The sequence below is a fragment of the Flavobacterium sp. LAR06 genome, from assembly GCF_041946075.1.
GTDB lineage: Bacteria > Bacteroidota > Bacteroidia > Flavobacteriales > Flavobacteriaceae > Flavobacterium.
In genome coordinates this window covers 87839-114533 of the sequence record NZ_JAUTYT010000009.1, presented here as the reverse complement: position 1 = coordinate 114533, position 26695 = coordinate 87839, and the positions used below count along the sequence as shown (strand labels likewise).

The window sequence follows — 26695 nt, the reverse complement described above, 5'->3', positions numbered from 1 at the left end:
GATGTTAAAAAAAAAGAAACCAAAAATTGACAAATAAACAAATTGTCAGAAAAATTGGGGTAATTAAATAAAGAATCGTCTAAAAAAAAAACTAATCTGAATATCAATAGAAAGTATTGACATTCAGATTAGTTTTAAGAGGGTAAAACGTTTTAGTATTTATCGATAAAATACAAGAATAAATTTTATTTAGGCAAGGAAGATTCCCTTACAATCAATTCTGTTTTTAGCACAATTTGATGTGTAATTTCTGCTACATCTTTTTTCTTTAAAAGCGGTAACATTACTTCCATCAAAGCAGTACTTATTTCATTCAAAGGCTGGTAAACAGAAGTAATGGCAGGATCGTAGATTTTAAACATATCATTATCGTCAAATGCGATAATTCCAATCTCATGAATTAATTTTAGATTTTTCTCCTTAAAAACTTCAAGTCCACTCTGAGCCAGATAGTTAGTAGCAAAAAATACCGCATCTAAATCCGGATTTTGATCAAGGAAGCTCTTAATATATTCCTTGCTTTTTCCCTTATTGACTTCACTATAAGGGATTTGAAGTGTAATCGATTTTAAATTATTCTGAGAAACGGCCTTATCGTAACCGGAAAGACGGCCTAACATCTGTGTTTGATCAGATGCTGTAGTAATAAAACCAATGTTCTTAAATTCATTTTGTATCAAATGCAATGTTGCATCAAAAGAAGCCTGTTCATTATCAATAACAACACTATTACAATCTAAACCTTCAAAAAATCTGTCTAATAAAATTACTGGTATATTGTCTTTTATTAAATTTTCGATGGTATCTTTTATACCAGGCGACGGTACAATTATAAAGCCATCAACTTGTCGAAAGTTAAACAAAGTGATTAATTCATTTGATTTCTCATCGTCATTTTCATTACTGCAAAAGATAACTTTATACCCTTTATCGTACGCAATATCTTCAAAGATACGAGCCAGTTTAGAAAAGAAATTATTAGAAATATCTTCCATCATAAAAACCAGGATTTTTGATTTCCCGGTTCGCAGACTTTGTGCAATTTGGTTAGGTCTGTAATTTATTAATTTTGCATAATCTAAAACCTTTTTTGTAAGTTCTTTAGAAATGTGTTTTTCTTTTGCTTTACCATTTAATACAAAAGATACTGTAGTTACAGATATCTTTAATTCATCAGCAATATTTCTAATCGAAACAGGTTTTTTTTTCATTTGAAAATCAATTTAATTTACACTCACAAATTTTCGTCAAATATAGTAAAGTTATTATTGTAGCCTAAAATTAGGGAACTCATCTTTTTGAATTTTTAGTGTGCTTTTTTTTGCATTTAACATTCATTAAATCAGATTTATAAAAGCAAAAGCATACTTCGTATTGTGATTTTTAGATTTAAAATTAAAAAAATGATTTCAAGTAATAATACACTGCAATTTTAGCGACCAAAATCATCCTGAAGGCGAACAATATCTTCTTCGTCAGAAGGGTTGTTCTGATCTGTGTGTTGCCATATTTCAGCAATAACACCCCAGGAGTCAAGACCAATTAATCGATGGCGCTCTCCTATTTCCATTTTTATAAAATCCTGATCATGAAGCGTTTTAAGTTCGCCTTCAACATCTGTATTACTGATTTTCACTCCTACAGGACCTTTAACGACTTTCCAAATTTCAGATCTTCTAAAATGATACTGCCAGGAAAGCCTACGTTCTGGAGCTACCACTAATATTTTCGGACTTAACTTATTTGTAATTTGTACTTCGTCCAGTTTTAGATGCGAAAAAAAAGTTTGTATAAACTCATTTGCCTGATCTTCATCAATTACAAAGAAACCACCCCAAGACCTGGTTTGGTCTTCCTTTATAATAGTAAAATTATGTTTTTCTATTTCATTTCTAACCTTGTCAAAAACAACGGCTTTGCTATCTGTATCGGATATTTGTATACTCATTTGTTATATATTTAAAAATAATAAATTATCAATAACCTAAAAATAAGGCAATTCTGCTTTTAACTTTTCCCAAAAAACTTCATTAAAAAGATAGCTTGAACCCAAAATGCTGGTTTCTTCTGTATTTTCTATAATACTTATGGGTAAACTAATATTTTGATTTCTAAAATTTTCTTCCAGTTTATTCAAAAACAAACGATTCGATTTTGCAATATTTCCGCCTATTACTAGCAAATCGGCCTCAAAATTAATAATATACGGAGTCAAAAATTCGCTTAAATTATTTGCAAAATCATCAAATATTTTTGCTGTTACATAATTTTCAATACTCGCAATCTCTTTTACGCCATCGTTAAGTTTTTGACCTGTACTCTTTTCGTACTGATTTAAAAACCATCTTGTCGAAAAATAATTATCTGCAATATTATCCTCATATGGTTTATCCCATAAGCAGCCATTATGAGGCACGTTACTTCCTTGTGTTACAGGTAATTTATTATCTAAAAAAGCCGCTCCAAAACCAGTTCCCAGCGTAATTGCAATCACTTTATTTTTACCCGACTTTGCTCCTTGTTTAAGTGCTCCGCCTACTCCAAAGCAGCTGGCGTCATTTAGAAATCTAAAACTAATATCCTTTTTAATTAAATACTTTAAAAGCTCATCAGATACAGAAACGTTATACAATGCTTCATATTTATCATTCCCTTCAAACATTGCAATTCCGGTTTGGTATTGAAAAGGTCCGGGCATTGAAAAGGCAATTCCTATTGTTTCGTTTAATTCCTGAGTTTCCCCGATTGCCTGAATAGTTTGATTAATTACTTCAGCCCACTTTTTAATAATTATTTCTTTAGAAGCTTTACTGTCAACAGCACCACAAAAATATGTTCCCGGAACTATCTTAAAATTATCATCACTTACAGCAGCACTACTAATATGACTCCCTCCTATATCAACACCTATTGTTATTGCCATTTTTTATTCCTTTTAATTATTTTTTATTTAATAATCAATTATTAAATTCATTATTACTTTTACTTTTATCTTATTATGGATCCTTCTATTTTCGGGTTTAAAATACTTTTCAAACCTAAAAAGAAAGATTTTCGACATCCAATACTATATTGTCAAAAGACAATACTTTTATCCTAATTGGTTAAACTATTTTACCACTATGCTATAAATTCCCTCTAAGGCTATGGAAAAAGCCTCTTTTATATTAGAAATAAGTAGCTGATTACGTTTTAATTGAAAGAATATCATATTATTTTTTGAGCACCTTTGAAATAGTCTTTTGCAAGATTGGCTCCATTATCGCATACCCGGCTTCATTAGGATGAACACCATCTGTTCCTAATTCTTCTTTTAAACCAAATTTTTCATTAACCATAGCTGAAAAATAATCGACATAAAAAAGTTTGTTTTTTTCTGCATACTCTTTTAAAACTTTGTTCAGCTCAATCACTTTTTGAGCTGGCTCTACACCGCGTTTCCACGGAAAATCTGCTGCAGGAAGAACAGAACAAAGAATAACTTTGATACCATTTTGTTTTGCCAGCTCGCACATAGAAAATAAATTTCCAGATGTTGCCTCAAGAGAATAAGGCCCCGTATTTTGTGCTATATCATTTATTCCGGCTAAAATGACAACTACTGAAGGCTTTAACGCAATTACATCTTGTCTAAATCGTAATAGCATTTGCGGGGTTGTCTGTCCGCTTATGCCTCTGTTAATATATTTATTGACAGAAAAAAAGTCAGGTCTTTTACTTAGCCAGCCTTCCGTAATTGAATTTCCCATAAAAACCACGCGGCTATGATCTTTAGCATTTAGAACCTGCACCTTTGAGTTTTCTTCTTTATACCGATTTAAATTTGGCCAATCCTGACCGTATGATATACTACATAAAGAATTGAGAAAGGCTAAATAAAAGAATTTCTTGATATTCATTATCGAACTAAAAAGATTAAATTAAAATATAGTTTTAATATTTAATAAAATTATATTTCAAATATTTTTGGGTTAATAAAAAATTATTATGCAAAATTTTAACGTTATACATATCAAATAAGTAAGCCAATTACAAAATAACAAAAAGAATATGCAATTTTGGAGCAAATATACTAAAACGTTTTAGCAAAAAAAATATTTTATCTTTTTTTTCTGTTTTTTTTTATAAAAAATAGAATCGATTTAATAATCAATAATTTCACATTCAATTATTTCTGAAAATATTACTATAAATTTTGATCCATTTTATCGTGAAAAAACCAGCCGCAATACTAAATACAGATATCATCTTTTATTTTTTTAACAATTATGAAAGCTATTGTCAAAAAAAGAATAACAAAAACATTCACTAAAGATGTATATTAGTAAAACTAAATCGTTTTATGCGTTTTGTTTTTTTGCAAAAAACAGAAAATTTATAGTAAATTAAACCACTGCTTTATCTAACCTTTTACATTAACTAAACCACAGAAGAATGAAACAAATCACAACAATCTTTTTTTTATTGATCGCATTTAGTTCTGGAGCGCAATCAAATAACTGGCAATCCTTATTTGATGGAAAAACGCTTAATGGATGGAAACAGTTTACAGGTTCTGCCACTTATACGGTAGAAAACGGGATGATCGTTGGTACAACGGTAGATAAATCTCCTAATTCTTTTCTTGTAAGCGACAAACGTTTAACCGGAGATTTTGTATTGGAGATGGAAACCATGATGACGGATGCAAACACCAATTCGGGTATACAATTTAAAAGTAATTTTGATGCAAAAGCCAATGATGGTAAAGGACGTGTATACGGTTACCAGTACGAATTAGATCCCTCTGCCCGTAAATGGAGCGGCGGAATTTATGATGAAGGAAGAAGAGAATGGTTATATCCCGCATCAAACAATCCAAAAGGTCAGCTACTTTTTACACCCAATGTCTTTCATAAAATTCGTGTAGAATGTATTGGGAATACGGTCAAAACATGGCTGGACGGTACTCCGGTTTCTTATCTGGCAGATTCTATAACAAGCAACGAAGGTATACTTGCTTTACAAGTACATTCTATTGGCAAAGCTAAAGATGCAGGTATTAAAATATTTTGGAAGAACATCAGAGTTCAGACAAAGAATATTAAACCGCTTGCCTTTCCGGAAGGTATTTATGTTGCTAACCTTATCCCAAATAAGCTTACCCCGTATGAAGAAAAGAGCGATTGGAAATTATTGTTTGATGGAAAAACTTCAACTGGATGGGTTGGCGCTTACAAAAAATCTTTTCCGGATAAAGGATGGGAATTGAAAGACGGTCTTTTAAAAGTACTGACGTCAAACGGAAGTGAATCGACAAATGGCGGTGATATTGTCACTCAAAAAGAGTATACTGCATTTGATTTGTCATTTGATTTCAAATTGACAGACGGAGCCAATAGCGGTATCAAATATTTTGTAACACTGAGCGAAAAAAATAGTGGGTCTGCGATAGGATTAGAATATCAATTGCTTGATGATGTTCTTCACCCTGATGCAAAATTAGGCAGAGACGGTAACCGTACACTTGGTTCTTTGTATGATTTAATCAAAGCTCAAAAAACAGAACGTTTCTTCCGTAAACCTGGAAATTGGAACACGGGTCGCGTTATTGTTTATCCCAATAACCATGTTGAACATTATCTAAATGGTGTGAAAGTATTGGAATACGACAGGGGTTCACAAGCATTCCGCGATTTAGTAGCCCAAAGTAAATACAAAGTATGGCCAAACTTTGGCGAAGCAGAAAAAGGACATATTTTGATACAGGATCACGGTAACCAAGTAAGCTTTAGAAGTATTAAAATCAGAGAGTTGAAATAGTACTTCGACTGATACTAAATAATAAAAAAAGCCAATCTGTTTTAGGATTGGCTTTCCCTTTATATTAATTTATGCAAAAAATTATACTTTATAATATTGTTCCCATCCTTTGCGCGGCGGCGGCCCAACTAATAATTCATTTGCATTTTTACTACTGGTAATTATTTTTTTACTTCTGTCAAAAACAATTTTTTCACCTGTCCATTGCGCTAAAACTCCAAGGCAAAAAACCTGGCTTAAAGGTCCTGCGATCTCAAAAGGAGAACGTGTTTTTTCCTGTCCTTTACATGCTTTTAGAAAATTAGCGAAGTGATTCGATGTACTTTCCGGAACAGCAGGTAAACGCGAAGCCATCTCTTTTGCTTTTTCTTCAGGAATAATCGACAATGTACTGCCGTGTGAACCACCTTTAAAAGTCAAATCCTTGCTATAAATAATTTTACCCGGATTTAATTTTGCAGGAACAATTGCTCCATTGCTAGGTGGCGGAATATTAGGATCGAGCCCCTGTACACCATATCCTGCCGGTATTGGCGGAAGGTTATCTACTCCGTCATACCACTTAATTTCGACCGGCGGCATGCTGTCCCGTTTAGGAAATTTGAATGAAAGGGTCGTAGACATAGGATAAAAAAAGTCGTTATGTCCTTCTAATTTAATAGGGTCAACTTCATAAGGAAGTCCTAGGTCCAGAAACTGGTGGGCAGTATCCAGAATATGTGCTCCCCAATCGCCTAATGCCCCCATGCCAAAGTCGTACCAACAACGCCATTGACCATTTACAAAGTCTTTGTTATATTGATGTCCCTGGGTTTGCATTTGCCACATATCCCAATCGAGCGTACCTGGTATAGGTTCGGCTGGTGGAAAGGAAGTGATTTTCGGGTTCCAGCTGTGCCAGCGTCTGGGAGAATTCATATGTGCCGTAATAGCGGTTACATCTTTTATTATTCCAGCATCAACCCAGGCTTTAAACTGAAAATAATTAGCCTCAGAGTGTCCTTGATTTCCCATTTGGGTAACCACTTTTGGATGTTTTCTGGCCGCTTTTATCATAAGCTCTACTTCGTTGAAAGTACGGGCCATTGGTTTTTCTACATATACATGTTTACCAAGGCCAATTGCCATCATAGTAATTGGAAAATGAGAAAAATCAGGTGTCCCGATAGAAACTGCTTCTATCTGATTGCCCATTTTATCAAACATCTGTCTAAAATCTTTAAACCGGGGTACATTTGGAAACTCTTTTAATATTTCCAAAGTATGAGGCGCTTCCATATCTACATCGCAAAGCGCCACAATATTGGCTAATCCCGTTTTGTAGAGTTCACGAATAATCTCTCCACCTCTGTTACCAATTCCAACACAGGCTAGATTTACTTTTTCAGCACTTCCAAAACCAGAAAATTTTAGCTCGTTGGCAAACAAAAAACCAGGTGTTGCAACTGCAGCTGATGCCAATATAGCTTGCGTTAAAAACTTTCTTCTTGAATAATTATTGTCAGACATATAAAAGTGATTTTTTTTTAAATATAAAAATTAAACAAACTCAATATCAAATCAAAAGCAATGGTAGTACTACAAACTTAATAAAAAAATACGCACTTTTTTGTAGCTTTTTAAACGAGGTTAAATTCAGACTGCCATTTTTCAAGGCCGTTCTTATAAATTGCTTTATTCATAAGATGCACACAACAAGCTGTTTTAGCACCAGTTATAACATTAGATACGGGCGTAGCATTTGTTGTGATGCTTTTATAAAATTCCTGTAGGGCATACCAGCTTCCATCTTTTGATTTTTCCTTAAGGATAGGAGTACCTCCATCCTTGTTCCATTCAATTTTTGAAGCGCCGGTAACGCCATCAACTGTTTCAAGTTCCTTCCTTGTTTGTTTCTCAGGATAAAATAGTCCTTCATCCATCAACAATTCAATTGTTCCTTTAGTTCCTTTCAGCTTAAAAAGATAGCCGTCTTTTTCATTAGCGCAAGTAGCTCCAAAATTCCCGATCATTCCCTCTTTATTGTAACGAAGAATGGTTTGTACATTATCAAAAGTTTCTCTTCCATCTTTGTAAAAATCAACTCCGCCAGTTCCCAATATTTCATCAGGGTGGGTGTTAAAAGCCCAGTTAATAAAATCAACCTGATGCGATAACAATTCAGCCGGCAAACCACCTGAATATTCCTTATACATTCGCCAGTTTATTTGTTGATCTGTATAACCTGCAGGTACAGTTCTTCTCCAGTTTGCGTTACGGTCCCATCGACAATCAATCTGTGTCACCTTGCCCAGATAACCGCTATCAATCATTTGTTTTACTTTAAAATAAAGTGGTGTGTAGCGATATTGATGGCCGACCTGTAAAACCAGATTAGGATTTTCCTTTTTCAGCGAAACAAGTTCAATGGCCTGTTTTGCATTGTAGGTCATTGTTTTTTCTAAATATACATGCTTCCCTGCTTTGATGGCAGCTGTTGCAATTTCGTAATGATTGTAAAGAGGCGTCGCAATAATTACTGCATCAATTGTTTTATCATCCAACAATCTTCGGTAATCTTTTTCGTAACGTATATTATTATATTTATCCAATATCTTGGCCTGTTCCAACCGAAATGGCAATACATCGCAAACCGATTTCAATTGAAACTCTTCAGGCATATTGTTAATCACACTCCCCAGACCTTTGCCTCTGTCTCCACAACCTATTATTCCAATTGAAATGATTTTTGCTGTTTCTGTAAAAGAGTATGCCTGCAACATTTGCTGATGCAATAAAAGTCCAGCTGTAAATAAACCTGATTGGCGAATAAAATTCCTGCGCTTCATATAGTAAACAAGATTAAAAATTAAAAAGCAAGATTTGCTTTATGGCTAAAATAAATTATCCTTCTAATATAGAAATTAATACTTTCAAAAAATGAAGTGCTAAAAATTTTCAGTAAAAATCAAATTACAATCTTCTACTTTATTTGTTTAAATATTTCTGCTATCTAATTTGAAATAAGCTCATTCAAAAAAGGGCTTAATATTGGTTATTTCCTTGTTTTTTAAGTTTAAAACTTAACCAATCTATGAAAAGATATCTAAGGTTAAGTTTTTCTTATTTAGCAGTATTGAAGTAAAAACATTTATTAGAAATCAATTCATTTTAGTGGTATTAACTCCATGTATTGCATCATTTGTTTTAGAGAATGCTTCAAATGTACTACTATCGGTGCTCTTGTAAAACTACATTTACAATCCAAAAAAATTCACAGTTTGATGCACGCAAACTTGTGAATTTTATTAGCGAAAATAAGCCACGCAAAAAAATAATGCTTTACATACTTTAATAACTTTTATAAAAACTAAAACCACAATGATGAAAAAACAAATTAAAGAATATGTCTTTCTATTTCTAATCCTTTTTGGAAACGGATATGCACAAACAAAAAAGCATATGGATACCACTAAGCCTATTGAAGATCGAATTTCACTCTTGATGAAAGAAATGACATTAGATGAAAAAGTAGGTCAAATGAATCAATACAATGGCTTTTGGGATGTAACGGGACCGGCACCAAAAGGCGGAAGCGCTGAATTAAAATACGAACACTTACGAAAAGGCCTGGTGGGATCAATGCTTACCGTTCGAGGTGTAAAAGAAGTTCGTGCGGTACAGAAAATTGCTGTAGAAGAAACTCGTTTGGGAATTCCTTTGATAATTGGTTTTGATGTTATTCACGGTTATAAGACATTAAGCCCTATTCCACTGGCAGAAGCGGCAAGCTGGGATTTGGAAGCTATTAAAAAATCGGCGGCAATTGCAGCAGCTGAGGCTTCAGCATCCGGTATTAACTGGACATTTGCACCCAATGTTGACGTTTCAAATGATGCACGCTGGGGACGTGTGATGGAAGGTGCTGGTGAAGATCCATATTTGGGAAGTAAAATAGGATACGCAAGAGTAAAAGGTTTTCAGGGAGAAACTGTTGCTGATTTGGCTAAAGTAAATACGATTGCGGCTTGTGCAAAACACTTTGCAGCATACGGTTTTGTTGAAGCTGGATTAGAATATAATAGTGTAGACATTAGTACTTCGAAATTATACAACTCCGTTTTCCCTCCTTTTGAAGCTACTATACAAGCGGGAATTCGTACGTTTATGAATTCGTTTAATACTTTGAATGGAATTCCGGCGACAGGAAATACCTTTTTACAAAGAGATATTTTAAAAGGAAAATGGAAGTTTGACGGGTTTGTGGTTTCAGATTATGCTTCTATTCGTGAAATGATTGCACACGGTTATGCAAAAGACGAAGCCGATGCAACAGCGAAAGCGGTCAATGCAGGTTCTGATATGGATATGGAATCGTATTTATATGTAGCAAAGTTAGTTGCACTTGTAAAAGAAGGAAAAGTAAAAGAAGTATTGGTTGATGATGCCGTTCGCAGAATTTTGCGTGTAAAATTTGAATTAGGCTTATTTGATGATCCGTACAGATATTGCGACGAAAAGCGTGAAAAAGAAGTTGTTGGAAGCAAAGCCAATAATGACGGTGTTTTAGATATGGCAAAAAAATCTATCGTTTTGTTGAAAAATGATAAAAATTTGCTTCCCCTGAAGAAATCCGGGCAAAAAATTGCTTTGATCGGTGCTTTGGCAAATGATAAAAATAGTCCGCTTGGAAGCTGGAGAATTGCAGCAGATGATAACACTGCGGTTTCTGTTTTAGAAGGAATGCAGCAATACAAAGACAATCAATTGACTTTTGAAAAAGGTGCCGATTTGCTTTCGCAGAAAGCTACTTTCCTTACAGAAACCGTTTTCAATACAACAGATAAAAGCGGTTTTGAAGCGGCAAAAACAGCAGCAAAAAATGCTGACGTTGTTGTAATGGTTTTAGGCGAATACGGTTTTCAAAGCGGAGAAGCAAGAAGCAGAACCGATCTTAACTTGCCTGGAATTCAGCAGGAATTATTAGAAGAAATTTACAAAGTAAATCCGAATATCGTTTTAGTTTTAAATAACGGTCGTCCGCTTTCTATTCCTTGGGCGGCAGAACATATTCCTTCAATTGTAGAAGCCTGGCATTTAGGAACTCAAACAGGTAATGCAGTTGCTCAGGTTTTATATGGCGATTATAATCCAAGTGGTAAATTACCTATGTCTTTCCCGAGAAATGTTGGGCAAGTACCTATCTACTATAACAAATACAGTACAGGAAGACCAATTGATAGTGATAAAAATGTTTTTTGGTCACATTATATGGATGTAGAAAAAACACCTCAATTTCCTTTTGGTTTTGGATTGAGTTATACCAAATTCGATTATAAAAACCTTAAAATAAATAAAACATCTTTTGCAAAAGGAGAAAAAATTCAAGTGAGTATTGACGTTACAAACTCAGGAAATTATGACGGAAAAGAAGTAGTCCAGTTGTATGTAAATGATCCTGTTGCAAGTATAGTGAGACCCCTTAAAGAATTAAAAGGTTTTGAGCTTATTTTACTAAAAAAGGGAGAAACTAAAACAGTTCAATTTACATTGACAGGCAAAGAACTTGGTTTTTATGATAATGAAGGTAAATTTTTAGTAGAACCTGGTTTGTTCAATATCATGGTCGGCTGGAATTCTAATGAAGGTCTTACCAGTAAATTTGAACTAAAATAAAGGGAAAGAAATTCATAATTCTTTCCTAACATAAAGTTGTTTTTAAACAACCTAATAACCTGAGTACGATTCATTAATAATCGAGCTCAGGTTTTTGGCAATATGATAAAATTTACATCTAAAAAGTATAATTCCTATTTAGTTTTATTAATATTGTTTATTGCACTTAAAACAAAAGGGGATTTTCAGCGGGAATTGATCAATACTACCATTAAATGAAAAATATTACATATACTCTCGTATGCTATTTTATATGTCTAAATTGTCTGTTTTCTCAAGATAAATTTGACAACTACCAATTTAGAAGTATACAGGAAACTACTTCAAAAAGAGCCATTTCCTCAATTATTCAGGATAAAAATGGTTTTATTTGGATAGGTACAAACGGTAAGGGCCTGTATCGATATGATGGTGTAAATTATTTTGGATACGAATACAACAAAAAGCCCGGTTCCCTAAACAGTAATTTCATTTATGCAACCTTTATTGATTCTGATAATAACTTATGGATTGGTACTGATGATGGTTTATGCTTATACAACAGGGATTTAGATAATTTTACCAAAATAAATATTGAAGATGTAATTAGAAAAGGGTATGACGAACCCATTACTGTAAAAACAATTATTCAGGATAACAACGGCAATTTAATCTTAGGTACTTACGGTTTTGGATTATTCAAACTCAATATAAAAACTTTAAAAGCTTCTCTGATTCCGTCAAAGGTGTTGGAAAAATTTAATTTTCTAATAAAATCTTCAGTAAAAAATAAGTCCGGAATTATTTATTTAGGAACAAGTTATGGCCTTTTAGAACTCGATTTAAACGGAAAACTTAAACAGGTTTATAAAGATAAATTTAAAAGAGAACCTTTATTAGATGACATCGAAAATCTTGTTATAGATAAATTTGGATACATATGGCTTGGAACGACTGAAAACGGTCTGATAAAAATTAAACCTGAAACAGATAATTACCAATTCGAAAATTATTCTATTACCAAAAACAAAATCTTATCGATTATAGAAAGCAGTCATGGTTATATAATTTGTGGTACCGAAAATGACGGATTATTGGTTGTAAATTACAAAGGTCAAGTACTGCAAAAATACCTGCACAGTAAATACAATGACTTTAGTTTAAAATCTAATTCGGTTTGGTCACTATTCGAAGACAAAGAAAAGAGGCTTTGGTTAGGCTATTTTAATAAAGGACTTGGCGTATTTGACAAACCCAATAACAAATTCAACTCACTTGAATCGCAAGTAAACAACAATAATTCTTTACAAACCAGTTATGTAACTTCGGTCATAAAAGATAAAAAGGGTAATCTATTAATTAGTAATGAAGGCGGAGGCCTCGACATTTATAATCTTATCAATAAAAGTTACATTCATGTCAACAAAAACAATCAAAACTACTATTCCGGATTAGATGCTACTGATATTCAGACTATATTTTTAGACAGTAAGCAAAATATCTGGATAGGAAGCTGGGATCGTGGGATCTTCTTTTTAAAAAATGGCACTACCCGATTCATAAACTACAATACAGCAAATACAGCAGGTTTAAAATCGAATCGGATTTTTAGTTTTTCAGAAGATTCTAAAGGCAGAATCTGGATTGGAACTTTTATAAAAGGATTGCATTATTTTGATAATAAAAACAATACATTTATTCATTGTGATTCAAAATCATTTGTAGACAATGCTTTAGATAACGCTTTTATCCGTAAAGTTTTTGTAGACTCTGATAATGTTTTGTGGGTAGGAACGATCTTGGGACTATATCAGGTAAGTTTAAAAGACGACTCTGATTTTAAAGTGACCAAAATGCGCGATGATATGTTTAAAGACAAAACGAAATATAATAGCATTCAGACTATTTTATCGATCTATGAGTCCAATGATAAAAAAATATGGATAGGAACAGATGGTGAAGGATTATTTAATTATAATAAAAAAGACAAGACATTTTCAAACTATAATAATTTTCCGGGTTTTAAGGAAAAATCTGTTCGTGCTATAATTTCTGACAACAATGGTTCTTTATGGATAAGCGGCGGATCCGGATTAACAAAACTCGATTTTAAGAATAAGAAAAGTACCAATTTTAATAAAGATGATGGTCTTATCGACAATGATTTTAATAATAATGCAGTCTTTAAAGATGGAAATGGAGAACTGTATTTTGGCAGTTACGAGGGAGTAAATTATTTTAATCCTAACGAGATCAAAAAAACAGAGAAAGCACCAAAATTGTATTTCAGTGATTTCAAATTATTCAATCGATCCGTAAAACCTAATGAAGATGCCTCACCCTTAACCAAAGTAATTTCTCAAACTAAAGAAATTACCCTTAACTACACTCAATCTGTTTTTACAATTGAATATGTTGGAATTAACTATAACTATTCTAAAAAAAATCAATATGCCTATTATCTTGAAGGTTTTGAAAAGGATTGGAATTATGTAGGGAATAACAGAACAGCAACTTATACCAATCTGGCACCGGGTAATTATACTTTTAAAGTAAAATCGGCCAATGCAGATGGTTCCTGGAGCAATACTGCATTAGAACTAAAAATAAAAATCCTGCCGCCGTGGTGGAAAACCTTTTGGGCTTATTTACTATACGCAGCTGTTCTAATTTTCCTGATTAGATATTTCAATAAAATTTATCAAAATCGTTTTAAAGCCGCACAAGCCATAATTTTAGAAAGAGAAAAGAATATTCAGTCAGAGAAATTAAATAATAATAAATTACAGTTTTTCACGAATATCTCACATGAATTCAGGACTCCATTAACGCTTATTATTAACCCTTTGGAAGATATTTTAAGGAGCAAAAATCTATCTCCTGAAATACATAATAAATTAAAAATTGTACACAAAAGTTCGGATAGACTTTCGAGACTGATCAATGAGCTTATGGATTTTAATAAACTAGAGTTTAATAAAATTTTCCTTCAGGCTAAGAAAATCGAAGTCGTAGCATTTACACAAGGAATTATTGGCTACTTTGATGAAGAAGCTGCTGCCCGGAATATTACTATTAATTTTGAATCAGCATTTGAAGAACTTGAAGACTGGCTAGATCCCAAAATGCTGGAAAAAATACTCTTTAATATTATTTCAAATGCATTTAAATTTACACCGGATCATGGTTCTATTACTATCTCGATAGACAAATCAAGTCCTGATAATTCGTTGTTAATTAATGGCAATAGCGTTCCCTCTTTTTCAATAATAATTACAGATACCGGCTCCGGAATTCATAAAAAAGATCTAAAAAGAATATTTGACCGGTTTTATCAGGTCAATAATGTAAATAAAGAGTACTACGGCAGTACCGGAATTGGTTTAGAGGTCGTAAAAGAATTTATTGAGCTGCATAAAGGAGGGATTGATGTTGAAAGTCAGTTAGGACAAGGCACAAAATTTACGGTAACCTTTCCTTTAGGCAAATCTTTTTATAAGAAAAGCGAAATAGTGGACGAAGTTTTTAAAGTAGAAAAAAATAAAAATCAATTTCTGTCTGAATCTCTTAATCATTTATCTGAAGACAGTGATTTTACAAATGAACCCCTCGAAAATACTGTTGTAGAAATTGCAAAACCATACACTGTTTTAATTGTTGAAGACAATCCTGAATTAAGAAATTATCTTAAGGAAGAACTAAGCAAATCCTATAAGGTTATTGCAGCCGAAAATGGTCAGAAAGGTTATGAACTTGCTGTTCAGAAATTACCTGATCTAATAATTACAGACGTTATTATGCCGGTAATGGATGGGTTGCAATTGTGTAAAAACATAAAAGGCGATTTAAAAACAAGCCATATTCCTTTATTAATGCTCTCTGCAAAAGCAATGGTAAAAGACAGACTCGAAGGTATCGATTCTGGCGCTGATATGTATTTGAGTAAACCATTTGAATTAGATATTTTAAAATCGAGTCTGGCACAGCTTATTACAAGCAGGCAAATCATGTTTAAGAAATTTTATAGCGGAATCACAAAAGATGGTAAAGAAAAAACAACTTCACTCGATAATGATTTCATTCAAAAGATTCTGCATTTTATCAACGAAAATATCAGTGAACCTGAGTTGACTGTAGAATTACTGTCTTCTAAGATTTTCTTAAGCAGAAGTCAGCTGTATCGAAAAATAAAAACATTAACAGGGGTTTCTGTTAATGAGTTTATCAGAAACGTGCGACTAGAAAAAGCAAAACAACTGATCGAAAAAGGAAACAATAATATTAATGAAATAAGTTATAAAGTAGGATTTACTTCTCCCTCCTACTTTGCTAAATGTTATAAAATTAAGTACGGATATCTTCCAACGCAAGAAAAAAAGAATTAAAAAAAAGTACAGGCGTTAAAAAAGCAAGTAAAAAGAGCTTCTGTTTTATCAACCGGAGCTCTTTTTTTGTAAGTCAATTTTTTCAAAAAGCCCTTTATTTGAATTACAATAAAAATCACATAAACAAAATATTTTAGCCTTTTTTCTAGATAAACGATATTTTTAAAGCATATTTTTTAGCAATACCTCAGTTGTGCTTTTACCACTATAATTAGCTTATTTAGCCAGAACATCGTTTTCGCTCTCCTTTTTTGCATCATTTGTTGCACAATATGCTTCATCTGTTCTACAACTGCATACCCCTACATTTTACTTTCGTTAAGAAATATTTAAGAAATAATTCTATTGTCTTAACTCAGATAGTAGACCATGGTATTAAATGTTTTTGAAGACCAAAAATTGACTAATTATTTAAACTAAACTCTAACAACCAATTTTATGCAGAAAAGAACATTAAAAAAACTATTGTGTTTAATAGTATTGATGTGGGGGAATTTTTTCTTCGCTCAAACTGTTAAAGGAAAAGTAACGTCAGGCGGACTCGGATTACCCGGTGTTGGTGTAATCGTACAAGGGACAAAAAATGCAACAACCACCGATTTTGATGGTGGATTTGTTTTAAACAATGTAGATCCAAAAAGCACATTAATCTTTAGTTATATAGGCTATAAAAATGTAACCTTGCCAGCAGACACAAAATCGATGATGCAGGTCGTTATGACTAATGAACTGGAAAAATTAAATGAAGTAGTCGTAATCGGATATGGAACTTCTAAAAGGAAAGATATCAATGGCGCCGTTTCATCAATTAAAGCTTCAGAAATTCAGGACAAACCCTTTACTTCTCTCGATCAGGCTCTTGTAGGTAAAGCAGCAGGTGTAAATGTTACTCAAAATTCTGGTACACCGGGAGGAGGAATTTCAGTTCAAATTCGAGGAATTACTTCTATTAATGGTAATGAACCCTTATATGTTATTGATGGAACCCCGGTTTTTGCGGACAAAAACAACGATTCCTTTTCATTTAGCGCATTAGGTGGAGGAAACGGACAAACTAAAAACTCGGCTTTATCAGGATTGAATATCTCGGATATCGAAACTATTGATATTTTAAAAGATGCATCAGCAACGGCAATATATGGTGCAAATGGTGCAAACGGTGTCGTTTTGATTACAACCAAAAAAGGTAAAAAAGGAAAATCAAAGCTAACCTATGAAACCTATATGGCTACTCAGGCAGTAACCAACACTGTTGATGTTTTAAACTTACCCCAATATGCTGCCTATCAGGCAAAAATTTTCAAATTAAACGGTGAGCCTGTTCCGTATCAATATCAAAAGCCTGATTTATTAGGACAGGGAACAAACTGGCAGGATGAACTTTTTAGAACAGCTACTATGTATAATCATCAGCTGTCATTTTCAGGTGAAAAAGAAGGAACACGTTACTATACCTCTTTAAATTATTTTGATCAGGAAGGAATTGTTTTGAATTCAGATTTTCACAGATTATCTATGCGATTAAATGTAGATTCTAATGTAAAATCATGGCTAAAGATTGGTAATAACTTATCGGTAAGCAAATCATCTCAGCAGGTAGTCCGAAATGATGACCGAGGCGGTTTAGTAATGAACACCTTAAGACAATCGCCGGAATTACCGGTTAGATCAGCTGATGGTTCTTATGCAGGACCAACAACTGGTTTGGGCTCTTCGGCAAATGAAGCTACTAATCCAATTGCTTTGTCGGAATACAACAATGCTACTACAGAAAGATTTAAAATTAATGGTAATTTATTTGCTGATTTTACGATTATCAAAGGGTTGGTTTTTAGATCTGAATTGGGTTATGACCTGAATTTTGCAAAAAGCAGCACTTTCGTACCAAAATATACTCTAGGAACTGTATCTGAACTTTTAAATAAATCATTCAAACAGCAGGATCAAAGCTATTACTGGAATATTAAAAATTATCTAACCTATAATAAGACGATAAACGACAATCATAATTTTACTTTCTTATTAGGTCAGGAAGCACAAGAAAGCCGTTACGAATATTTAAGCGGTTACAGAACAGGTGAGTTTTTAAATAAAGATTTTACGAACTTAAATATTGGTGATATTGATACTGCTCTTAACGGAAATGGTTCTGGAAGATGGTCTATGGCCTCTTATATTTCAAGATTAAACTATAGCTTTTCTGATCGATATTCTTTTTCGGCTTCTTTAAGAGCAGATGCTTCATCAAATTTTGGTCCTAATAACAAATGGGGTTATTTCCCTTCATTTTCAGGAGGATGGACAGCAAGTAACGAAAAGTTCTTTGAGCCTTTATCCAATACTATAAATTATTTAAAATTTAGAGTGGGTTACGGTTCGGTTGGAAATCAAAATATTCCGCCTAATAGATATGACACTATGTTAACATTAACCGCCTCTCCATTTGGAGGCGTTTCTCCAACAATTGATAATTTAGGTAATCCTGATGTTAAATGGGAATCTCTTAAGTCTTTCAATGCCGGTTTTGAATTAGCATTATTTAACAACAGAGTAAAAGTAGATTTTGATTATTATATTAAAAATTCTTCTGATTTCCTTACCAAACAAATCAATGACGAATCCAATCAAAGTGCTCTTAACTTGTATTTTAATACAGGTGAAATTGTCACTAAAGGAGTAGAATTTACATTGAACACAAGAAATATTGTAACCGAAAATTTTACCTGGGACAGTACGCTTATTTTATCAAAATACAATAATGAATTAACTTCTTTTCAAAATGAGGGCCAATATTTATTAGGAAAAGTACAGTTCGATGCCTATACCGTTACTAAAACAATAGCAGGACAGCCAGTAGGTCAATTTTATGGATATGTTACCGACGGATTGTTTAAAAATGCTGCCGACTTAGCTGCAGGACCAACTCAGGAAACAGGAACCGGAATTGGGGATATTCGTTTTAAAGATCTTAATCAGGATGGAAAAATTGATGCTAAAGATCAAACTGCTATAGGAAGTGCAATTCCTGATTTTACGTACTCGTTCACCAATAATCTGAAATACAAAAACTTTAATTTTTCAGTTGTATTAACAGGAAGCGAGGGTAACGAAATTTATAATTTTACCCGCCATTATACTGATGGTGTTTACCCTGGATTTGGAGACCGTTTTGGAAATGTTACAACTCAGGCGCTGCAGGCTTTTGAACCTGGAGTAAATGAAAATACTGATGTTCCGAGAATCACACTTAATGATCCAAATGGGAATGGCAGAATTTCAAATCGATTTGTAGAAGATGGTTCTTATTTAAGAATTCAGAATGTTTCTTTAAGCTATGACTTACCTGAAAAGATATTCGAAAAATCTATTTTCTCTAAAGTTAGATTATATGCCAATGTCCAAAATCTATACACATTTACAAAATACTCCGGTTTTGATCCTGCCCTTGGAAATTTAGATCAAAATATAACCTTGAGTGGTATTGATTTGGGTAGATATCCTGTGCCAAGAACGATTTCTATTGGAATGAATTTAGAATTCTAAGATTTATAAAAAATACATTTAACTTAATGATTCATAATCGTTAACATAAAAAAAATAGTTATGAAAAAACTTTTTAAACTTTTTCTGATGGGAATGCTAATACCATTGCTGTCTTTATTTTCCTGTTCAGATGATTTTTTGGATGCACCATCTGAAAACCAATTGACCCCGGCTGATTTACCCGAAGGCATTACTGCTTTTGATGGGATAGCGGAGAGTTTGTACTTCAAGCCGTGGTTTACTTTTAATGATAAATTCCTGATTGCTGTAGGAGATATGTATGCCGGAAATGCTTTTTCGTTTGATGGTGCGTACGCCCAATTTAAAGATGCACAGGTAACCTCGCAAAACCCAATCCTGGCAGAAGGATATGTTTCGTTATTTTCTGTGGTCGATCAGTCCAATAACCTAATGAAATTGGTTGAAGACAGAAAAAGTGAATTGCCTGAAGCCTCTTATAAAAATGCTATAGCAATATCAAGATTTATGAGAGCCAATGCGTATTTCTATTTGGTTAGAACATTTGGTGCTGTTCCAATTATTAGTAAAGCAGGTTCTGCAAAACAACCAAAAAGGAATCTTATTTCAGATATCTATAAATTCATAAAACAGGATTTGGAATATGCCGTTCAAAATTTACCTGAAAAATCAGCGAAAAAAGGGTATGTTACTAAATTTGTTGCTATGGGTATTCTTGCAAAAGTCCATTTAACCTTAAATGAATATACAGACAGTGCCGCTTTAACCCAGCAAATTATTGGAAACCAATATACTTTAATTCAGGATTACGGGAACTTATTTAGCAGTCCTGAAAATAACAATAGTGCCGAAAGCATGTTTGCCCTGCAATGGAAAGCAATTGCTACCGAATGGGGAACTCAAAATACCAATCAGGCGTATATAGTTCCGGGAGACACAGGAATAACCGGTGGCGGCGACGGCTGGGGAGTTTACCTCCCTTCTATTTCATTGCAGGATGATTTTGAACCAAATGATACCAGAAAAAAGAACACCATCATGACAGATGGCGATTTTTATCCTGAATTGCTAAAAACTCAGGGCGGTTTCAGATATAAAAAAATATACTCTTCTACGGCAGCTAATTTCAGAAAATACATTGTAGGTTCTGCAGCTGAAAGGAATGATGTGTTTTTTATGAGAACGTCACAAAACACCATTATTTTAAGATATTCTGATGTTTTATTAATGCATGCCGAAGCCATTATGGGCAGAGCAGGTTCTACTACTTCTGAAGCTGCTTTAAGCGCTTTTAATGAAGTGAGATTAAGAGCTGGATTACCAGCTAAAACAATACTTACCAGAGATGATTTGTTTAATGAAAGAAGAGTTGAATTTGCACTTGAAGGACAGTACTTTTTCGATCTAAAACGTCGTGGCCTGGCTGAAGCTACAGCAATTATTTCACAGCAGGAAGTCGGTTTTTATTCTGACCCTGCCAGAACAGAATTAGTTTCCAGAAAGATAACCCCGGGAAACAATTATTTTGAATTGCCATTACCTCAATCTGCGATTGATACCAATCCATCATTATTAGAACCGCCAGTTCCTTTTAACTTCAACTAATTTTTATACTATGATCACTAAAATAAAATATAGCATTATAATTCTTTTGGCACTGGCTTCTTTTACAGCTTGCCAAAATGATGATAATACAGTTACTGCAAATATAGATGCAATGGTTGCTGAACCCGGAGATTTACTTAACCAGGCCTTTCCGCTTAATAAAGTCAGAGTCGAAGGTGAAGGTTTGGCAGGATTAAAAAAGATTACACTGGACAATAAAATTAATATCAGTTTCAATCCGAATCATAATTCAGATAAAGCGTTCATTTTTACTGTTCCCTTTGATGAAAAATTAGGAAGCAGATTTGGTGTGCAGCCCATTACGTTTGTAACTGCTACTACTTCCTTTACAAAAAACATTGAGATTTTACAGCCTGTTCCTACCATTACAAAAACAATTCCGGCTGTCGCAACTCCTGGATTTCCTCTGGAAATTGAGGGAACCTGGTTTTATAATGTTTCTTCGGTTACTTTAGGAGGAAAAGCATTGACTTATACGCTAAAATCGTCTTCTTCAATTGTTATTGGTTTACCTGCCAATGCCGTTTCGGGATCGGAGCTGGTAATTACCACACCGGGCGGTGCAGCAAAAAAGATAATAGAATTTGCTACACTAATCCTTGTATCTGATTTTGACGGGAATGGTATAAGAAAAGACTGGTTCTCTTACGGTGATGTTGCTGCTTTTAATGCAAATAGTGCTGGTGGTCCATCAGGTAATTACGCAACCTTTACTTGGTCTGGTTCGACTTCAAATGGCTACAACGGAAGCAGTGCCGGAGGAGGAAGCAGTTTCTTAAGCGCAACTAATACGGATGCTAAAAAAGCGTATATCGATATTGATATAAGTGCGAATGTTACAGGTGCTCAATTTACCATTCAGTTAAATACTATTAACAATGACAACTATGCTTATAATTTTAAAGTTACGGATGTAAACTGGACGACCAAAACAATTTCAATAGCCGATTTTAAAGATAATTATGGTTTTGGCTCAAATACAGCAGCTACATTGAATGTTTCTAAAATAAATGAAATCAAAATTGGCGTTATTCAGGATGACACCCCTAATCCAAGTGTAATTAAATTTGATAATATCAGGATCCGTTACCAATAATTGATGGTTGTACATTAAAAAAAAGGGGCTGTCGTAAAGCAGCCTCTTTACTAACGTAAATCATACAATAAATAATAAAACAGAAACCATAAATGAGCGTATTCTCTCCAAGTAGAAGAATATTCTATAATACAAAACAATATGAAAATTAAATTTTTACTAGTACTCACCAGCCTCTTCTTTTTTTTAAGTGCCTGCTCTAAAGATGACAGCGAAGTCGCTGATACTTTAGAAACTCCCGTAGCCAACCCGGCAAAAGACGTGAAGGATGGCGGTTTTAAAGCTAAATGGAATTACGTTTCCAATTCGAAAAGTTATCTTTTGGATGTTTCAACCAGCGAAAATTTTGCAACACTTATACCTAATTACAATTCAAAAGAAGTTACGGACTTAAACGAAGTTGTAGTTGGTTTAGCAGGAGGCACGCAGTATTACTACAGAGTGAGAGCAAAAAATCAGACACAAATTTCAGATTATTCAAATATTATTAGTGTGGTAACTACAGGTTCCAGCAATATCCCTGAAGATCCAACTTTCCTAAAAGTAAAAGTCAATAAACTGACTAATCCCTTTTTTATTGGTATGGCAATAAAGGCTTCGCAATTAAGCAGCGGAAGCCCTTATGATATTATTTTAAAAAATGAATTCAGCAGTATTTCTGCCGAATACGAAATGAAAATGGATCAGATTTCTACCGCAAGTGGTGTTTATAACTGGACTGTGGCAGATAAAATTGTGGCTTACGGAAATGCCAATGGTATCAATGTTCACGGTCATGCTTTGGTATGGCATAATTCAGTACCACAATGGTTAAAAGATTTTTCCGGTACCGATGCCGAATTTAAAGCAGAAGTAAAAAAATACATTACGGCGGTAGTTACTCATTATGCAGGAAAAGTAAAATCATGGGATGTGGTTAATGAAGCAGTGGATGACAATGGCGGCACTATGAGAAATACAATTTTTCTGCAACGAATGGGTGCCAACTATGTAAAAGATTGTTTTCAATGGGCAAAAGATGCAGCAATCGCAGCTGATGACAGCTCTCTATTGTTGTTTTATAATGATTATGCAACCTCAACTAATATCCCAAAACAAGATAAAGTTTTTAGCATTGTTGACGATTTAAAAGCAAGTAATCTTATTGATGGTGTTGGTTTTCAAATGCATAATACTTATTTAAGTCCAACCAAAGCGCAGATAGAAACTGACATTAACAAAGCTGTAGTAAAAGGCCTGAAAATCCATGTTTCAGAATTAGATATACAGGTAAATCAGTCAAATGACATCTCTACTTTTACAAATGAGAGAAGGTTAGCCCAAAAGGAAAAATACAAAGAAATTGTAAAAATCTATAACGCTCTACCGGCTGCTAATAAATATGCCTTAACCGTTTGGGGCATGAAGGATAATGAGTCCTGGATTCCATTTAGTACAGAACTTAACCACCCAGGAAATGACTGGCCTTTATTGTACGATTCGAATTTTGCAATTAAAAGCTCGCATACTGGATTTCTGGAAGGTTTAGATTAGTTTTTTGAAAATAATACTTTACTACAACTATTAATTAACCAAAAAAGAAAATTATGAAAAAATTAAATTTGTTCGCATTAGCAGTGACATGTGTATTAGGTTTAGGATTTACATCCTGCGCAGAAGACACAAGTCCAATAGCAAAAGACCAATCAGTAACTGCAAGTGCAAATACAAAAAACAGTACAGGCAAAGTAGCTGCTGCACCATGGGTCAAACAATTTGAAGATACCTTTAACGTTGGCTCAAGCCTGTCACAATGGACCAAAGAGCAACGAGCGGATTATAATTCATGGTATTGTGACTATTACAGCTCTGTGCCAACTACACAATGGCGGGACGGAAGACAATGCTTAGAAATCAAGACTACAAAATTGAGCACGTACAAATATCAGTCTGGGTTCATAACTTCTAATTACCAATACAAACCGGAAAACAATACAGAGTATATGCTTTCTGCCAATATTAAATTAATAGCGATGGATGGCGGGACTTACAAGTCTTTCACAGATACTTATGGTGCCTGGCCTGCCTTTTGGTCTGTACAGGGAAATGCCTGGCCAACCAAAGGAGAAATTGATATCATGGAAGGTTATTCTTTTGCTCCTAATACTAGTCGTTTTACTTCAAATCTTTTTTATGGAACTTCTAGCGGAACAAACTTATTAGGAAACGCCGCCGAAAGAAACTATCCTGGTAGTTTTAATATAAACGGAAATGGCGGATGGCATTTATACGAGTCCTTTTGGAAGATGAAAAACAATGTCGTAACAGTTACTATTATGGTAGACAATATAACAGTTGCAACGTATACCAATAGCAGTGCCGCCAATCTTAATCTAAATAATTTCGGACCCCACTCGATTATGTTAAATATGAACGTTGGATCTAAAGACTCCAATTTTATTGATCCTAACAAAATTAACTTATTTACAAGTGCAATGATGTGGGTAGATGATGTAACAGTCTACAAAAGACCTATCTAATTTATACTATCGTTGCAATTATCCAAAATTACTTAAAAATAGACAAGCCACAGTAGTTTAAGATGTGATATAGACACGTGTTTAGGCGATTAAACTCAAATCCTGCTCTCCCCAAGAAATAGGAAAAAGAAGAAAAGGCTGACTTTTTTCAATCTTATAAAAAAGCCAAAATCGTGCAAAAACCTGTAAATCTAAGGATTCGCAGGTTTTTTTGTTTTATGGCAGTTTTTAATATAATATATGCGGCTACTTAAACCGCAACCCCTTCCTATCGCCTGGAGAATTTCCAGTTTGCCTAACCCTAAAAAAATACAAGATTACTATTTTTCTTAATCTACATTAATCAACAGGCTTTCGCAGTTTCTGTAAGTTTGTAAAAGAAATTTAACAACTGAAAAAAAAGAATTTAGGACTTTGATTCTGTCTGGAGCTACCATGATAGCTCATTAATCATAACACACTGAAAACTAAGCTAAAACAGATTTAAAATTGCAAATTTATTATAATCATAGTATCTTTAAGAAAAGATTATTGATTCTCTTTTATCTGCTAAAAACAAAAATATAATTTAACATATATGGAAACTATCAAACTGGAATTAGACGAGAAAAAACATGGCGCTTTTAATCTTTATGTGGATGATAAAAAATTAGGCGAAATGACGGTCAGCATCAAAGATGATTTATTAACTGTTTACCATACTGGAGTTGAACCAGAAGGAGAAGGAAAAGGTTATGCTAAGAAACTTCTGGAAGAAATGACAACGTATGTGCGTGCTAATAATATGATGGTTTTACCGCTTTGCCCATACGTGCATGCACAATTCAAAAGACATCCGGATGAATATCAGGATATCTGGAAAAAACAATCTTAAAACATACTATTATGAACATAGAAACCTTAACAAACGGTGTACCTTTAAATGAAGCTAAAAAGGCCTTAATTATGATTCACGGACGTGGCGCTGGTGCACATGACATCCTTTCTATTGCAAAGCATCTTAAAGTTGACGATTTTGCATTGGTTGCACCGCAGGCAGAAAACAGAACCTGGTATCCGTATTCGTTTTTAGTGCCTATTAACGAAAATGAACCTTCTTTTTCAAAATCATTAGAGGCCATTCATCAGGTTGTTGTGGCAGTTCAGCAAAACGGAATTGAAAAAGAGAATATCTATTTCCTTGGTTTTTCACAGGGAGCTTGTCTTGCCTTAGAATTTACGGCCAGAAATGCTGCAAAATACGGAGGAGTTATAGCTTTTACAGGTGGACTTATAGGCGATAAAGTTTATGAAGATCATTATGCCGGAAATTTCGAAAACACTCCTATTTTCATCGGAACAAGCGATCCTGATTTCCATGTTCCGGTTGAAAGAGTAAATGAAACCGAAGCACTTCTGCAAAAAATGGGCGCAGATGTTACCAAGAAAATCTACCCGAATATGGGACATACTATAAGTCAGGACGAGGTAGATTGTGCAAACGCATTGGTTTTTAATAAAAAATAATGATTCAGATAACCCGGGTTTACAGCGACGCAAATGGCGAAAGTCATTTTGAGGATTTCGAAGTTCCGTTGAAAAACAATGGTGATATTGGTTTTTTATCTGATGATGAACCGGTAAAGTCAATTGTTTTTAGAGAAGTCAATCCTTCTTATGATTATGATTTTCATAATGCTCCAGACCGCCAATATATTGTTTTATTGGAAGGTGGAGTAGAAATCGAAACTTCACTAGGAGAAAAAAGGACATTTGAAACAGGATCAATTCTACTGGTTGAAGACACCACAGGAAAAGGACACAAAACAAAAAACATTGAATCGAAACTTCGAAAATCAATATTTATAAAATTATAAAATTGGAAAAAGAAACGGTAGTACCAGAGATGGGGCTTTTAAATTCCTATAGGTTTTCTAAATATAGGGAATGCAATTCTTAAAATTACGATATATCGAGGGATTAAAAACCCAACCAAGCAATAAACAGCTTATTTACAACAACTTAACCCAGATGGAATATTATTTGGTTATTAATGGACAAATGAAAACTGAACTGCTTTTTATTTCTTAATCTAGGTTAATCGATGCAGAAGTATAACAGAAGTAAATTTG

Annotated in this window: 17 protein-coding genes; 11 read left to right on the top strand and 6 right to left on the bottom strand. The window is 33.8% G+C overall.

The features are described from left to right. Positions 1-185: 185 nt before the first annotated feature. From Q7C23_RS14305 to Q7C23_RS14290, 4 genes are all read right to left on the bottom strand, one after another. On the bottom strand, positions 186-1211 hold the full coding sequence (locus tag Q7C23_RS14305; protein WP_375033167.1) for a LacI family DNA-binding transcriptional regulator: 1026 nt from the start codon (positions 1209-1211) through the stop codon (positions 186-188). 221 nt (positions 1212-1432) lie between these two features. Then, positions 1433-1948 (bottom strand): phosphoheptose isomerase, encoded by a 516-nt coding sequence (locus tag Q7C23_RS14300; protein WP_375033166.1) that lies wholly within the window; start codon positions 1946-1948, stop codon positions 1433-1435. A 36-nt stretch (positions 1949-1984) separates the two neighbouring features. Next, positions 1985-2923: an ROK family protein gene (locus tag Q7C23_RS14295; RefSeq protein WP_375033165.1), complete on the bottom strand. Its 939-nt coding sequence runs from the start codon at positions 2921-2923 to the stop codon at positions 1985-1987. Between the two features lie 289 nt (positions 2924-3212). Beyond that, positions 3213-3899, bottom strand: a complete 687-nt coding sequence (locus Q7C23_RS14290) for an SGNH/GDSL hydrolase family protein (protein WP_375033164.1) — start codon at positions 3897-3899, stop codon at positions 3213-3215. Positions 3900-4434: 535 nt separating this feature from the next. Here Q7C23_RS14290 and Q7C23_RS14285 point away from each other — a divergent pair. Then, complete coding sequence (locus tag Q7C23_RS14285; RefSeq protein WP_375033163.1) at positions 4435-5802, top strand: DUF1080 domain-containing protein; 1368 nt, start codon at positions 4435-4437, stop codon at positions 5800-5802. An 81-nt stretch (positions 5803-5883) separates the two neighbouring features. Here the strand turns inward: Q7C23_RS14285 and Q7C23_RS14280 are convergent, their stop codons facing one another. Next, positions 5884-7311: a Gfo/Idh/MocA family protein gene (locus Q7C23_RS14280; protein ID WP_375033162.1), complete on the bottom strand. Its 1428-nt coding sequence runs from the start codon at positions 7309-7311 to the stop codon at positions 5884-5886. A 110-nt stretch (positions 7312-7421) separates the two neighbouring features. Further along, positions 7422-8630 (bottom strand): Gfo/Idh/MocA family protein, encoded by a 1209-nt coding sequence (locus Q7C23_RS14275; protein WP_375033161.1) that lies wholly within the window; start codon positions 8628-8630, stop codon positions 7422-7424. 535 nt (positions 8631-9165) lie between these two features. Here Q7C23_RS14275 and bglX point away from each other — a divergent pair. The 10 genes from bglX to Q7C23_RS14225 all read left to right on the top strand — a co-directional run bounded on the left by bglX (position 9166) and on the right by Q7C23_RS14225 (position 26440). Then, positions 9166-11457 carry a beta-glucosidase BglX gene (bglX, locus tag Q7C23_RS14270; protein WP_375033266.1) on the top strand — a complete coding sequence of 764 codons (2292 nt, stop codon included), beginning with the start codon at positions 9166-9168 and terminating at the stop codon, positions 11455-11457. 215 nt (positions 11458-11672) lie between these two features. Beyond that, complete coding sequence (locus Q7C23_RS14265) at positions 11673-15821, top strand: two-component regulator propeller domain-containing protein (protein ID WP_375033160.1); 4149 nt, start codon at positions 11673-11675, stop codon at positions 15819-15821. A gap of 438 nt (positions 15822-16259) precedes the next feature. Next, positions 16260-19364, top strand: a complete 3105-nt coding sequence (locus Q7C23_RS14260) for a SusC/RagA family TonB-linked outer membrane protein (protein ID WP_375033159.1) — start codon at positions 16260-16262, stop codon at positions 19362-19364. 60 nt (positions 19365-19424) lie between these two features. Then, on the top strand, positions 19425-20948 hold the full coding sequence (locus Q7C23_RS14255) for a RagB/SusD family nutrient uptake outer membrane protein (RefSeq protein ID WP_375033158.1): 1524 nt from the start codon (positions 19425-19427) through the stop codon (positions 20946-20948). A gap of 10 nt (positions 20949-20958) precedes the next feature. Then, complete coding sequence (locus Q7C23_RS14250) at positions 20959-22065, top strand: hypothetical protein (protein ID WP_375033157.1); 1107 nt, start codon at positions 20959-20961, stop codon at positions 22063-22065. A 141-nt stretch (positions 22066-22206) separates the two neighbouring features. Beyond that, positions 22207-23598, top strand: a complete 1392-nt coding sequence (locus tag Q7C23_RS14245; protein WP_375033156.1) for an endo-1,4-beta-xylanase — start codon at positions 22207-22209, stop codon at positions 23596-23598. Positions 23599-23651: 53 nt separating this feature from the next. Beyond that, on the top strand, positions 23652-24584 hold the full coding sequence (locus Q7C23_RS14240) for a glycoside hydrolase (RefSeq protein WP_375033155.1): 933 nt from the start codon (positions 23652-23654) through the stop codon (positions 24582-24584). Positions 24585-25161: 577 nt separating this feature from the next. Beyond that, positions 25162-25458 (top strand): GNAT family N-acetyltransferase, encoded by a 297-nt coding sequence (locus Q7C23_RS14235; protein WP_375033154.1) that lies wholly within the window; start codon positions 25162-25164, stop codon positions 25456-25458. Between the two features lie 11 nt (positions 25459-25469). Further along, positions 25470-26090 (top strand): alpha/beta hydrolase, encoded by a 621-nt coding sequence (locus Q7C23_RS14230; protein ID WP_375033153.1) that lies wholly within the window; start codon positions 25470-25472, stop codon positions 26088-26090. Then, complete coding sequence (locus Q7C23_RS14225; RefSeq protein WP_375033152.1) at positions 26090-26440, top strand: hypothetical protein; 351 nt, start codon at positions 26090-26092, stop codon at positions 26438-26440. Before Q7C23_RS14230 ends, Q7C23_RS14225 begins: the two co-directional genes overlap by 1 nt. The last annotated feature ends 255 nt before the right edge of the window (positions 26441-26695 follow it).